Here is a 14,422-nt window from a genome sequence, read left to right on the forward strand (position 1 = left end):
AGTAGGGTTGGTAATGCTAGATCGCTAGTGGACTTCGATTGCCAAACTTTCAGAACTTGAGGCAAGAAAGCTGCTGTTGTCAACGTTGCCGCTATGTATCCTACAAGATCGATTAGTTGCATTTTGAATTCTTAATTGTAAGCTAGGTTATTGTTAGATGGGTTAGGTCGAGCGATGGCAAAATCCAACCTGTAATAAATTGGCAATAAGGAGCAATGCTATGACGGAGATGACGGGGGTTGTGAACTTCTACAGCGTCAGTGACGAATTTGGGGAATTTTCAAATTTCGCACCTTACCCATTCACTCTCGACGGAGAGCGGTGGCCGACTTCCGAACACTACTTTCAAGCGCAAAAATTCGAGGACAAAACATACAAGACCAAGATTCGCAAATCCAACTCGCCGATGCTTGCCGCTCGGATGGGACGAGATCGTAAGCAGAAACTTCGACGGGATTGGGAGTCTGTCAAGGTCGGAGTCATGCGGGCGGCAGTATTGGCAAAGTTTACCCAGCACGAGGATCTGAGCGCATTACTGCTCTCTACTGGAGACTCCAAGTTAGTCGAGCATACCGACAACGATGATTACTGGGGTGATGGAGGTGACGGCAGTGGCAAGAATATGCTTGGACGCATCCTCATGGATGTGCGGGTGTTGCTGCGATTATCTCAAGATGCAGATTAGAAAGCGAGTAGGTTGGGTTGAAAAATGAAACCCAACATTTCTAGGATATTGGTGTGTTCGTTGGGTTTCGCTACGAGTTATCTGCTATTTGACGATCGAGCCAAAATCAGCCAACACCCGTGCATGATTGCGAACCAATCCTAATAGATTCAATCTGTTGGTTTTAATCGCTGGATTGGAGTCCATTACCAATACACTATCCTCGCCATCAAAAAAGCTGCTAATCGCGGGTGTAAGTTGCGCCAGAGCATCGATTACCTGTTGATAGTTACGGGAGACTTGAGCGGCTTTTGTCTGCGGTTCTAGGGCGATTAAACCATCATAGACGGCTTGCTCTGAGGACTTTTGGAAGAGGTTGATTTGGACTACTTGGGTGGGTGCTAATTGTTGGGTATCGAGATTGCCTTGGGCGGCTAATTTGCTCGATCGATTCACAGTAGGATAGATACTTTCTAAGGTACCGTTATCGCGAATCTGTTGGAGGAATAGGGCGCGTTCGCGCGTATCGAGTAAATCGGTGAGTGCGCGCTGGGTATATTCGCGATCGTTTTCACCCAATAGAGCATTGACGAGATCGTAATCGATATGACGATCTTCTTGGAGTAAGTTTCGCAGTCTTTGAATGAAGAAGTCTTGTAATTGTTGGGTGAGTTCGGCGGTATTTACTTGGGTTCTAATTTGACTGAATTCGGTGACGATGCGATCGATTAATCGTTCTAGATTGATGCCTAAGTTCGCATTCCAGACTACATTAATAATCGCATTTGCCGCTCGTCTGAGGGCGAAGGGATCGGATGAGCCTGTCGGTAACATGCCTAGTCCAAAGATACAGACTAATGTATCAAGCCTGTCAGCAATCCCGACGATTTGCCCGGTTAATGTTTGGGGTAAACTATCTTCGGCATTGCGGGGTAAATAATGCTCGACGATGGCTGTAGCTACTTCTGGTGCCTCACCATTAGCGATCGCGTATTTAGATCCCATGATGCCCTGGAGTTCGGGGAATTCGCCGACCATTTGGGTGACGAGATCGGCTTTACATAGTAAGGCTGCGCGGGAGATATTTTGACAATCGGTAGAATTTAGGTTTAGTTGAGATGCGATCGAGTTAGCATTAGTAACAATTCGATCGACTTTCAATTTCACCGATCCTAAATCGGCTTGGAAGGTGACGGTTTCTAGTTTGGGGATATAGTCGGCTAAAGGTTGGGATAAGTCGGCATTATGAAAATACTGTCCGTCTGCTAATCTAGCTCGCACTACGCGTCCATTCCCGGCAGCAATGATATCAGATTTTGCCGGATCGCCATTGGAGATCGTGATGAAGTGGGGTAATAATTCCTGCTTGCTGGCATCGGTAAAGATTGGGAAATATCGCTGATGTGTCACCATGACGGTGGTAATTACTTCTGGGGGTAAGTCTAGAAATTCATCATCAAATTTACCAACTACTGCGGTGGGGTATTCGACTAGATTGACTACTTCGGCGAGTAAATCGGGATAAACTTCGGCAACTCCGCCCATTTTTGTCGCCGCTGCTTGGACCTGTTGCTGAATATCGGCTTGACGCTGATTTTGGTCTACATTTACATAGCCGTCTGCCAAGGTTTTTAAATACTGGGCGGCTGAAACGACGGAAACTGGTGCGGGATGGAGGACGCGATGCACCTGCGAAATGCGATCGCTCGTAACGACATCTTCACCATTGACGATCGAGATCGGTAAAATATCATTATTCCACAGCGCCACTAACCAGCGAATCGGGCGGGGAAATTTCAATTCTCCATTTGCCCACCGCATCAACCGTTTGCCTTCTAATTTGAAAATCCACTGCGGGATTAACTCAGTCAGAATGTCTCTAGTATCTCGCCCCGCGATCGTTTTGGTGATAAAAATAAACTCACCCTTATCTGTCGGACGCAATTCTAGACTGGCGACATCTACCCCTTGCTTCTTGGCAAAACCTACCGCTGCTGGCGTCGGTACGCCGTCTTTATAAGCGGCTGCGGCTGGAGGGCCTTTAATTTCCTCTACCCGATCGAGTTGTCGATCGGGTAAATTGGTAACAATAATCGACAGACGACGTGGTGTACCATAGATCTGTACGCGGTCGTTAGTTAGAACCTCAGCCACTAAACTCGCCGGAATCATCTTTTCCCACTGCCGAATCGCGTCGCTGACAAACCCTGCGGGCAGATCTTCAGTACCGACTTCTAACAAAAAATCAGACATATCGAAAAATTAATAATTACAGCTAAATATATAGATCGATAGAAACTCAATTAGCAGCTCCAAACGTCTCTATTATCTAACCTCTGTGTCCTCTGCGCCTGGTGCGGTTCAAAAAAAACTTTCTAAATGCGTGCTAGCCTAAATCCCAACCTGCAAGTTCTAATTATCTACAATCCCACAGCCGGACAATCATCCAACCTCAAGAATACACTCGATCGAGTCGCAAATTTGTGGCGCGATCGCGGTTGGCAAGTCCAAATCGCCGCCACGACTGCGCCAGGAGATGCCACCACCAAAGCCCAAACCGCAGCCCGTGCGGGCTACAATGCCGTTGTCGCGGCTGGCGGCGATGGTACCGTTAATGAGGTGATGAATGGCTTAGTCGGCACCGAGACCGCATTAGGAGTCTTACCACTAGGCACTGTCAATATTTGGGCGCGGGAAATGGGCTTATCAATGGATATGCTCAAAGCTGCCGAAAGTCTCGCTCAGTCTGAATTGACCAAAATTGACGTTGGCATGGCTGGAAATCGTTATTTCTTACTCATGGCGGGAATTGGCTTTGATGCCGCCGTCACGGCGACAGTAAGGTCGGAAGAGAAGAAATTATTAGGCGCGCTTGCCTATATCAAACAAGCGATTCAAGTCGCCTGGAATTTTCGCGGCGTCCGGCTGAAACTCCGTATCGATGGTAGACGGGTGCGGGGCAAAATCTTGATGGTAATCGTCGGTAATAGTCAGCTCTATGGCGGTGTCGTCAAGTTTACTGCCAATGCGACGATCGATGATGGATTACTCGATGTGTGTGTAATTAAGGGACAAGGGATGTTGTCGGCACCCCGACGGTTAATTTCAATTTTCGCCCGTCATTACAACCGCGATCCGCTGGTGAAATATTATCAAGCTAGACAAGTCGAAATTCGTGGCAAACGCGGTAAGGCTCTGCCCGTACAAGTGGATGGGGATTACCTCGGTACGACACCGATGAGTTTTCAGGTGATTCCCAATAGTCTCTGGATTCTAGTACCGCCGAATGCAGATCGATCGCTGTGGCAATCGGTTGGAGCTTAGCATATGGCAGTCCTATTCGATTTGCAAGAATGTCGTAGGATGTGTTATCGCGTAGCGTAACGCACCAAATATATTTGTAGGCTGGGCAAGTTGTAGGTTGGGTAGAGCGATAGCGAAACCCAACAACCCACAGATCGATTGGTGAGTTGTTGGGTTTCATTCTTCAACCCAACCTACAAATCTACTGTTTACCAATAGATAAGCGGGTTTGAGAAAATTCGATCGGTGCTTAACCAGTCGATCGAGGTCAGTCAACGATCGAAACCAGATATAATCAAAGACTGGAAGCCCGCTAAGGTAATCTCATCCCATGTCCACCGAACTCCAACCCCAGCTTCAAACCGAACTCGAAATCGCCGTCGAACATCGGCGTAATTTCGCGATTATTTCGCACCCTGATGCGGGGAAAACCACCCTCACAGAGAAACTGTTGCTGTACGGGGGGGCAATTCATGAAGCGGGTGCCGTCAAAGCCAGACGCGATCAGCGTAAGGCGACTTCGGACTGGATGGAGATGGAGAAACAGCGGGGAATTTCGATTACCTCGACGGTGTTGCAGTTTGGCTATCAGGGATTTCAGGTAAATCTACTCGATACCCCCGGACACCAAGATTTTAGTGAGGATACTTATCGAACCCTCGCCGCCGCTGATAATGCGGTGATGCTCATCGATGCAGCGAAAGGTTTGGAGCCACAAACGCGGAAGTTATTTGAGGTGTGTAAGCTGCGCGAGCTGCCGATTTTCACATTTGTGAATAAACTCGATCGACCCGGACGCGAACCGTTAGAATTATTAGACGAGATCGAACAAGAATTAGGCTTACAAACCTATGCTGTCAATTGGCCGATCGGTACCGGAGATCGCTTTAAAGGCGTGTTCGATCGCCATCAGCAGAAAGTTCATTTATTCGAGCGGACAGCGCATGGCAGCCGGGAAGCCACCGATACGGTGATGGATCTCCACGACCCGCGCCTGAAGGAAATATTAGACAAAGAATTATTCGACCAACTCCATAGCGATTTGGAACTCTTGGATGGGGTGGCTTCCGAATTAGATCTAGAAGCGATTCACGCGGGTTATATGACCCCGGTATTCTTCGGCAGTGCGATGACCAATTTTGGGGTGGAGTTGTTTTTACACTACTTCTTAGAATACGCCCTCAAGCCCGGAAATCGCAATTCTAACGTCGGATCGATCGATCCTAGCTATCCAGAATTCTCCGGCTTTGTCTTCAAATTACAAGCCAATATGGATCCCAAACATCGCGATAGAGTCGCGTTTATTCGTGTCTGTACTGGTAAGTTTGAAAAAGATATGACCGTCAGCCACGCCCGCACAGGTAAAACCGTCCGACTATCCCGCCCGCAGAAATTGTTCGCCCAAGATCGGGAATCGATCGAAGAAGCATATCCCGGCGATGTCATCGGTCTAAATAATCCCGGCGTGTTCGCGATCGGCGATACGATTTATACAGGTATGAAAAAGCTCGAATACGAAGGTATTCCCTGCTTTTCACCCGAATTATTTGCCTTCCTCCGCAATCCCAACCCCTCGAAATTTAAACAGTTTCAAAAAGGAGTTAAAGAGCTACAAGAAGAAGGCGCAGTCCAGATCATGTATTCAGCCGATGAAGCCAAGCGCGACCCGATTTTAGCAGCGGTGGGACAGTTGCAGTTTGAAGTGGTGCAGTTTCGGATGAAGAATGAATATGGCGTCGAAACGACATTAGAACCGCTAGGATATTCGGTAGCGAGATGGGTACTGAATGGTTGGGATGCTTTGGATAAAGTCGGACGATTATTTAATACTTTAGTTATCAAAGACCTCTGGAATCGTCCGGTGTTATTATTTAAGAATGAATGGAATGTCAATCAGTTATTAGAAGACCATCCTAGTCTAAAATTAAGCGCGATCGCACCCATTACGATCGGATCTTCAGCGGTGAGTTAAATTGACTAAACTCGCATCTTGCGCCAGCGACGCGCTAAACCTGGAGGTTTCCTCCAGGTTTAGCGCGTCAAGACAGTAAATAAAGACTGATGAAAATAGCGTCAAAACTTGCTCGTAAATACTATTAACTATCCACTATCCACTATCCACTAAAATACTAGTAACTTTGTTTTGATGCAAGATGTGAGTAAATCCATCATGGTTGTGGGCACTACCTCCCACGCTGGAAAATCATTAATTACCGCAGCCATCTGTCGGCTATTGGTGCGCCAAGGCTGGCGGGTGACTCCCTTCAAGGGACAAAATATGGCGCTGAATGCTTATATTACCGCCGATGGTAAGGAGATGGGTCACGCCCAGGCAGTCCAAGCCTGGGCGGCGAAAATCGAGCCGCGAGTGGAGATGAATCCGATCTTGCTCAAACCCCAGGGCGATATGACTTCCCAGGTAATCTTAATGGGTACGGCGGTAGGAAGAGTGCAGGCGGCGGATTATTACCGCGATTATTTCGATCGCGGGTGGGCGGCAATTACCGATTGTTTGGACAAATTAGCTGTAGAATTCGACTATATTGTCTGCGAAGGTGCGGGAAGTCCAGCGGAAATCAATCTCAAACATCGCGATCTGACTAATATGCGAGTGGCGAGTTATTTGCAAGCAAATACGGTCTTAGTTGCCGATATCGATCGCGGTGGTGTATTCGCACATATTGTCGGTACATTAGAGTTGTTAGAACCCGAAGAACGCGCCTTAATCAAGGGATTTGTCATTAATAAATTTCGCGGACAGCGATCGCTCCTAGAGTCGGGAATCACTTGGCTGGAGGAACGAACGGGGATTCCAGTCATCGGGGTAATTCCGATGTTAGACCAAGTATTTCCCTCGGAAGACTCGCTAGACTTATTAGAACGGCGGTCGCGAAAACCGAATGCAGATTTGACGATTGGAGTCGTTAGATTTACCCGGATTTCTAACATTAACGACTTCGATCCGATCGATGCCGAACCTACTGTCAATCTCAAATATATTACGACTAAAGATGAACTAAATACTTGCGATGCCATAATTTTACCCGGCTCGAAAACAACCATCGCCGATCTTCAGTGGTTGCAACAAACAGGCATCGCCGCAGTACTACCAGATTATCTAGCCAGTGGCGGTACGATTATGGGTATTTGTGGCGGTTTTCAAATGCTCGGTACTACCCTCGCAGATCCAGCCGGAATTGAAGGCATCCCCGGTGAGTGTCCCGGATTAAGTTTATTTCCGCTCCAAACTACCATTACTGAGATCAAGACTACCCGCCAACTCACCACCACCACCAATTATCCAACAGAAGGCGACTCGATCGCAGGCTATGAGATCCATCAAGGTACGACCCAATGGCACCCTCAAGTAGCTGCTAGCGATGACTACGAGCCATTATTTACCGATGCAAGTCTGGGCATCGTCGATTGTCAACTTCAGCTTTGGGGCACATATTTACACGGCATCTTCGATAATGGGAGATGGCGCAGAAATTGGCTCAACCAGATCCGTCAGCGTCGCCACCTTGCCCCAATTACTATCGAAGTACCGGATTATGCCAGTCAACGAGAGGAGATTTTTGATACGTTGGCTGATTCAATTTCGGAGTATCTAGATTTAGCTCGGTTGCAATAGTCGAGCGCGTAAAACAGAGTTTGAGATCTGTAAAAGGTATTTTTTACGATGTCGAAATCATCTAAAATCTAGATGGTGGGCAGCGATTCGCGCCCTGGAGGTTTCCTCTAGATCGAGCGAATCAAGACATTGCCCACTCTACATTTATCTAACGGCATAAAGTTTACTTAAGTAGACTGAATCCGAGTAATATCTCGAACTTTTCAAACACCCTCTTAATGACGGGCAATGTCCATCATACATTTTTCATCTAGGACATGTTAGCAAACTATCAACGATCGACCGATCTAACGACCCCAGAAGTTACAATTTGCCCCGGCTACCTATCACCCAGAGTCGCAACCGAACTATATACCCAATTATGCGAGCGCATTGATTGGGATCTTCGCATCAGTGCGCGGAAGACGGCATGTTTTGGGCTACCTTACAATTATTCGGGCTTGACCTATGAAGTCCAGCCCATGCACCCTCTACTTCAGCCGCTATGCCGACAGTTAGCGCAAACTTTAGGATTTGAACCAAATAGTTGTCTGGTCAACTTTTACAAAGATGGTCGCGATAAAATGGGTTTCCACTCTGACGATATCGATAATCTCGAAGACGGTACCCAGATTATTATTATCTCGCTCGGTACAGAACGGAAACTTTCATTTCGATCGAAAGCCGATTATGAGCAACGTCTTAGTTATCTTTTACCACATGGTTCATTGCTATATATGAGCCAGAAAACCCAAGAATTCTGGAGTCATGCGATCAAACGGGCTAATGTGATGGATGGTCGGATTAGTCTGACCTTTCGCCGGATCGATCCATTATATCGAGCGTTACCAGCGCCAACGCTTGAACCATAACGGCAACAAAGAGAGGAAAACTAAGAAAATAGCTGCAAATCCAAACTGCAACCGATCTCCATCTTGTATCGCCGTTTTACCAGCAGCACCCAGCCAAGTGTAAGCGATCGTACCGGGGATAACACCGATAAAAGTTGCAAATGTATAAACTTGAAAACTAATTGGCGTCAGTGCGAGGAGAAAGTTAATCAGATTAAATGGCGCGATCGGTGCTAACCGTAAGGCTAGAATCAGATTAAAAGCATTACCTTGCTGTGGCTTAATTGCTGTTAATAAGACTCGATTTCTATCGCTATTATCAAATATTCGATTGAATTTATTGAGCAATTTGTGTCTCCCAAAATTGGCGATTGCCCAATCTTGAAAAACATATCGAGTCAGGTAGAATGCCCCGATCGCGCCTAGTGTTGCTGACAATACAGACCAAACTGTGCCCCATACTAACCCGAATACATAGCCGCCAGCTAATGTATGAATTGTAATTGGTAAACCCAGCACAGCTACCAACACATAGGTAATCACAAAAGCAGGAACAGCCCAGACACCAAGTTTTTGCAGGTAGTCAGTCAGCATTTCTCGATCTAATAAGTTACGTGCTGGCGTCGTAAAAAACAAAATAATTACACCAGCTAATAAGATTGGCTTTAAATAATTACCGATCTGCTGTTTGAATTTCGATCGCATCGACGGCTTTGACATAAGTAGCTATGCGAAATTAAATGTAAAATGCCAGTCCTTTGCCCTCACCCCCAGCCCCTCTCTCTTGATTCGCTAAACCGTCGGGGAACAAAGGCGTGCGCGAATCGCTCCCAAGTTTGGGAGAGGGGAGCCAGAGCCGGAGGCGAGGGCGGGGTGAGGGCAATTTCGTCGTTGTCACTTTAATTATGTCCAGCTAATTAATTAGGGCTTGGCGATCTTTGATTCTTCCCGATCTTGCAGCACTAACAGCGAATTGTTTCGTAAATCGATCGCGGCAAATATACTCAAAACATCACACTGCCATGCTGTGAGGATAAAAGTCATCGCGATCTCTTCAATACTATTAATCAGACACATCCCGATCGCCAACCAGAGGGTATTAGCATCATCGAAGCCAAATAATCTCACAGTGGCAACTAATAAAGTTAAACCCCAGATTTTAGCGGTATAAGTATGAAAGCTGGGAAATTTTCTAAACTTCAGCCAACCAATCGCATACAAAGAGATTTGCGCCATCGCCGCTATTAATAACGGCACTTTAAAATCGATAACTACTTGGGGATATACCCGCCAAGTACTAGCAGCAATACACAAATACAGGCAAATATCCGCCCAACTATCTGCTTGTCGGAGCTTCGCGGTACTCACCCCCAGTCGCCGCGCGATAACCCCGTCGAAGATGTCAGAAAGTACCGCGATAATATAACCAACTAGGAACAAACTACTAATCTGGCCATCCCAGGCATCAAGCAACAGTAAAGGGGCGAGTGTCAAGCGCATTCCAACTAGAATAATAGGAACATATACTAGTTTTTTAAGCATTGGATGGGAATAAAACTAATGTTTGGCGGGACATGACTGGCGATCGTGAATTTATTTATAATACATTTATTTGGGCTGGTAACAACCTTCCCGATCGTCAAAAATATGGCTAAGATTACAAGTGTGAGGAGAATATTAATTTTTTGCCGCTCGACGAGATTGAGACGTTCTACTAACTACCTGCATGGGTGGGAAAATTTCTAACCCCAGATCGCCACGCACCTCCTTTTTTCGGTAACTACATGAATTTATTGGAGTCTATCGCCCCTTTTGATGGTTATGCTACTGCCATCGCTCAGGATATCTTTGGGCTATTGGGGATTGGCGTTAAGGTGCAAAATCCCGAACGACTGCCCTCCTCTGGCCCCTTACTGATTGTCTGCAATCACCGCAGTTTCCTCGATCCGTTTATTTTGACTAGTTATCTCAACACGCCGATCAACTTTGCTTGCCATCGGTATATGGGCAATGTCCCCGTGCTGCGTGAAGTATTGCAGAGTTGTGGCGGTTTCCCGTTGACTAACAAGGATTGGTATCGCGATCTAGTGGAGCATTCTACAAACTTACTCGATCGAGGTAAAACGATCGGGATTTTCCCAGAGGGTGCCGCCCCGATGCTGGCAACGCCGACCCCCAAAGGGATCTGTCCATTTTATCGCGGCTTCGCCCATTTAGCACTCCAAGCAACTGTCCCCAATTTACAGATCCTCCCAGTAGCCATCTGCTCGCAGGCCGAAGTCCAATGGCCCGCCGTACCTCTGAGCCTGCTGCACCATCTAGACCCCTTAGAGCCGCTATTTCGCCAAGAGGGTTGGCATCCTGCCGTACTCTATCAACGAGTCGTCATTCGGATCGGCGAACCGTTTGCGATCGAGCCTTATCGAGAGCGTTACCACGGTCGTCAAGCTGGTAAAGTAGTAAAGGATCTGACTGCCACATTATCACACCAAGTTGCTGACCTGCTCGCAGCATAAATCATGCAGCTTCACTCTCATCCCCTTAATTTTTTTCAACCCCGACCAGCTCAGCCACATCTACCGCTATTTGTTTTTTTTCCGGGGATGGATGGAACTGGTCGATTACTTTACAAGCAAATCGATGGATTAGCATCCAGATTCGATCTGCGCTGCTTGGCAATCGCCAGCGATGACCGTAGCGATTGGCACGGATTGGTAGATCGATCGATGCAGTGTATCATTACCGAGCTACCCGAAGGACGGCAACTATATTTATGCGGCGAGTCTTTCGGTGCCTGCTGGGCAATGCAAGTTGCCAGTAGAATGGCTAAAAACATCGAAAAACTGATACTCATCAATCCCGCTTCGTCATTTGTGCGGTTGCCGTGGTTGACGGAAGGGAGCGCACTCTCCAGTTTGTTGCCAGACAATATGTATCCATTATCCACGCGGATTCTCGCCAATTTTCTCACCAATGCCGATCGAGTCACGCCTGAAGATCGTCAAAACCTGATCGATGCGATGCTCTCCGTCCAACCGCAGACAGCGGCGTGGCGACTGAGTTTATTGCGACAGTTTCGGATCGATTCAGTATTACCATCACTAGTCGATATCCCCGTCGAGCTGATTGCTGGCGAACACGACAGGCTGCTTCCTTCGGTGCTAGAGGTGCGTTTTCTCCACCAACAACTTCCCAAGTCAAAAACGACTTTCTTACCCTGGAGCGGTCATGCTTGCCTGCTAGAGAAAGATACTAATCTGGTCGATCTCGTATGACAATCTAAGTAGGTTGAAGCAAACATTTATTAAATGGATATTGCCTAAAACCTAGATGGTGGGCAGTGCCCACCCTACTGGGACGACTGGCTCGACACTACTAAAAATGTGGGTAAAGCGCTCGCTCAAAATGTTACTCATTATATTTTTCAGCGTTATGAATGCCCACAGTTTTAGTCGTGTCGTCCCACTACTGGGTATCTCTTTTCACTCCCATCTCCCTAATTTAGCCGATCTCGTATGATGATACAGACGAGCGTGCATCATTCCCCGCTCCTCACTCCCACTGACTATGCTATTTCGCGAACTGGTACTAGAAAACTTTGGTTCTTACTTAGGTAGGAACACCCTTAATTTATTACCGGATCTTTCCGCAGATAGCCGTCCGATTATTTTGATTGGGGGAATGAATGGCGGTGGTAAAACAACGATTATGGATGCGATGAGGCTCGCACTCTACGGTGCGCGCGCTCAGTGTTCGACGCGGGGGAGTTTGAGTTACGGTGATTTTCTCGATCAGTGCGTCAGTCGTCATACCCTCCCTACCGAAAAAGCCCGAGTCGAATTAGCATTTCAAGTTGCGGAAGATGGTGACTTGCGCGATATTCGGATCGTCCGGTATTGGGAGCGCAATCCCAAGGATGGTAAGGATACTTTAGGGATTTTAGTCAATGATTGGGCAGATAAAACTCTGTTGAATACATGGGATGAGTACATTGAAAATCTCTTACCACTCGGTATTTCTAATCTATTTCTATTTGATGGCGAGCAGGTCAAGGAATTAGCCGAACAGGAAACACCGCCCGTTGGTGTCTTTGATGCAATTCAATCATTATTAGGATTAGAACTAGCTGAAAGATTAGCAGCAGATTTAGATGTATTAGTAACCAGAAAACGGCGCGATCTGGCAACTAAAAGTCAATTAGAAGCGATCGAGACGATCGAAGCCAAACTAGATCTTCAACAGCTCGAATCAGCCACCGTCGAGCGAGAAATAGAGCAGATCGAACTTAAGCTAGAGACCGCGATCGAGCGCGAAGGACAAGCCTTTGATAAATTCATTCTCGAAGGGGGCAAAATCGCCGCTCAAGGCAAAGAATTGGAGCTAGAGTCAAAAGCTATTCAAACCCAAATCGATCGGCACCGTCAGGATTTATGCCAGCTTGCAGCAGGTAGTTTGCCCTTGGCTCTAATTACCCCATTATTGACTCAAGCGCGATCGCAAGCCGCGCTCGAATTGCGCCATCAACAAGGCACAGCCGCGCTCGATCTATTAGTCGATCGCGATCGGCGGTTGCTCGATTTTCTCCACCACCAATCGCTCTCAGTAGAGACAATTTCGGAAATTCAAACCTTTTTAACTAGCGAAAATCATAGCTTAGAGCAGGCGGCTGAATTAGATCCACCCGCTTGGTTAGCCGCCGATCCAGAAGCAATAAGCTATTTAGATACGCTGCTAAAATCCGAGATCGATCGCGATCGCGCTCTCGTAGTTAAACTCCAAACTCAACTAATCAAACTCGAAGCCGAATTAGACTTCCTCGATCGCCAAATTGCCGAAGCCGCATCACCAGAAGAATACATCCGCCTCAAAGCCCAAGAAAGTACCGCTCGCGAACTAGTATCCCAACTCAAAGCCGATAAAATTACCAGCGAACGCCGCCATCAAGAACTCGACCGAGTTATTACCAAAACCAGACAAGAATTAGCAACTTATACCGAAACTAATATCAGCCTAAAAAACGATCGACATATTATCGATTCGATCGCTAAAGTTAAAGCAACATTAGAAGTATTTAAAGTCAAGCTTACTCTCAAGAAAATTAACAAACTCGAAAACGAAGTTACCGAATGTTTTCGCTATTTACTACACAAATCCGAACTCGTCCAACGCGTAACGATCGATAGCAGCACCTTCGCCCTAACGCTCCACGATCGCGAAGGTAAATTGTTACCAAAAAACCGCCTCTCCGCCGGGGAAAAACAACTGCTCGCGATCGCCTTATTATGGGGGTTGGCACGCGTATCGGGACGACAATTACCGATCGCGATCGATACCCCGTTAGGAAGATTGGATTCCTCCCACCGTACCAATCTAATCGAACGCTATTTTCCCGCAGCCAGTCAACAAGTAATCTTATTATCGACAGATACCGAAGTTGCCGAAACTGAAGTAACAAATTTACGAGAGCGCGGCGCAATTACCCGCGAATATACACTAGAACACAACTCCAGCGAACAGCGCACCCAAGTTCGATCGGGATATTTTTGGTAGAAGTGATACTTTTGTTCGATCTCTACCATCTACCCCCTACCGACAACGACCCTGTACAATAAGGAATTGAGAAAAGAGTCGGTGAGGTGGTTGCGAGTTTGCTAGTCGAATTCGAGGAAAGTCCGGGCTTCCCAAAGACCAAACTTGCTGGGTAATTCCCAGTGCGAGCGATCGTGAGGATAGTGCCACAGAAAAATACCGCCACGGGAAGTGGATAGTGAATAGTGAATAGTGAATAGTTTTTTCTATCCACTATTCACTGTCCACTATCCACTACCTGCGGTAAGGGTGCAAAGGTGCGGTAAGAGCGCACCAGCAGTATCGAGAGGTACTGGCTCGGTAAACCCCGGTTGGAAGCAAGGCAGGGGCAATGGTTGGTTTTTTCCCTGTTCCGTTTAGATCCGCTTGAGGTACTTGGTAACAAACTACCCAGATAGATAA

The 14,422-nt window shown here is 47.0% G+C and carries 12 protein-coding genes and 1 other RNA gene; 9 read left to right on the top strand and 4 right to left on the bottom strand.

The features are described from left to right. Nucleotides 1-122 (bottom strand): PQ-loop domain-containing transporter (locus RMO35_RS12265; RefSeq protein WP_309741548.1); only part of this gene is annotated, 122 nt, incomplete at its 3' end. A 98-nt stretch (nucleotides 123-220) separates the two neighbouring features. Here RMO35_RS12265 and RMO35_RS12270 point away from each other — a divergent pair. Next, the gene (locus RMO35_RS12270; protein WP_309741535.1) at nucleotides 221-685 is read left to right on the top strand and encodes an NADAR family protein; all 465 of its coding nucleotides are present in this window, start codon (nucleotides 221-223) and stop codon (nucleotides 683-685) included. Between the two features lie 84 nt (nucleotides 686-769). Here the strand turns inward: RMO35_RS12270 and glyS are convergent, their stop codons facing one another. Then, entirely contained in the window at nucleotides 770-2,917 is a 2,148-nt protein-coding gene (glyS, locus tag RMO35_RS12275; protein WP_309741536.1) for a glycine--tRNA ligase subunit beta, read from the bottom strand. 126 nt (nucleotides 2,918-3,043) lie between these two features. Here glyS and RMO35_RS12280 point away from each other — a divergent pair, with 126 nt between their 5' ends. The 4 genes from RMO35_RS12280 to RMO35_RS12295 all read left to right on the top strand — a co-directional run bounded on the left by RMO35_RS12280 (nucleotide 3,044) and on the right by RMO35_RS12295 (nucleotide 8,452). After that, a complete protein-coding gene (locus tag RMO35_RS12280) occupies nucleotides 3,044-3,988 on the top strand; it encodes a diacylglycerol kinase family lipid kinase (protein WP_309741537.1) in 945 nt (314 codons plus the stop codon). A 310-nt stretch (nucleotides 3,989-4,298) separates the two neighbouring features. Then, nucleotides 4,299-5,939 carry a peptide chain release factor 3 gene (prfC, locus tag RMO35_RS12285; RefSeq protein ID WP_309741539.1) on the top strand — a complete coding sequence of 547 codons (1,641 nt, stop codon included), beginning with the start codon at nucleotides 4,299-4,301 and terminating at the stop codon, nucleotides 5,937-5,939. Between the two features lie 198 nt (nucleotides 5,940-6,137). After that, nucleotides 6,138-7,601: a cobyric acid synthase CobQ gene (gene cobQ / locus RMO35_RS12290; protein WP_396135661.1), complete on the top strand. Its 1,464-nt coding sequence runs from the start codon at nucleotides 6,138-6,140 to the stop codon at nucleotides 7,599-7,601. A gap of 257 nt (nucleotides 7,602-7,858) precedes the next feature. Next, on the top strand, nucleotides 7,859-8,452 hold the full coding sequence (locus tag RMO35_RS12295) for an alpha-ketoglutarate-dependent dioxygenase AlkB (RefSeq protein ID WP_309741541.1): 594 nt from the start codon (nucleotides 7,859-7,861) through the stop codon (nucleotides 8,450-8,452). Here RMO35_RS12295 and RMO35_RS12300 read toward each other — a convergent pair. Then, nucleotides 8,426-9,151 (bottom strand): TVP38/TMEM64 family protein, encoded by a 726-nt coding sequence (locus RMO35_RS12300; protein ID WP_309741542.1) that lies wholly within the window; start codon nucleotides 9,149-9,151, stop codon nucleotides 8,426-8,428. The genes RMO35_RS12295 and RMO35_RS12300 overlap by 27 nt on opposite strands. A 201-nt stretch (nucleotides 9,152-9,352) precedes the next feature. After that, nucleotides 9,353-9,973, bottom strand: coding sequence for a CDP-alcohol phosphatidyltransferase family protein (locus RMO35_RS12305; RefSeq protein ID WP_309741543.1), 621 nt, complete (start codon nucleotides 9,971-9,973; stop codon nucleotides 9,353-9,355). Between the two features lie 188 nt (nucleotides 9,974-10,161). On the opposite strand from RMO35_RS12305, the gene RMO35_RS12310 reads away from it, so the two are divergent. The 4 genes from RMO35_RS12310 to rnpB all read left to right on the top strand — a co-directional run. Then, nucleotides 10,162-10,947 (top strand): lysophospholipid acyltransferase family protein, encoded by a 786-nt coding sequence (locus tag RMO35_RS12310; RefSeq protein ID WP_309741545.1) that lies wholly within the window; start codon nucleotides 10,162-10,164, stop codon nucleotides 10,945-10,947. A 3-nt stretch (nucleotides 10,948-10,950) separates the two neighbouring features. Continuing rightward, a complete protein-coding gene (locus RMO35_RS12315) occupies nucleotides 10,951-11,706 on the top strand; it encodes an alpha/beta hydrolase (RefSeq protein WP_309741546.1) in 756 nt (251 codons plus the stop codon). 292 nt (nucleotides 11,707-11,998) lie between these two features. Beyond that, complete coding sequence (gene dndD, locus RMO35_RS12320; protein ID WP_309741547.1) at nucleotides 11,999-13,981, top strand: DNA sulfur modification protein DndD; 1,983 nt, start codon at nucleotides 11,999-12,001, stop codon at nucleotides 13,979-13,981. 74 nt (nucleotides 13,982-14,055) lie between these two features. Then, nucleotides 14,056-14,422: RNase P RNA component class A (gene rnpB, locus RMO35_RS12325), an RNA gene on the top strand; the annotation flags it as partial.

This window comes from Chamaesiphon sp. OTE_20_metabat_361, assembly GCF_031364565.1.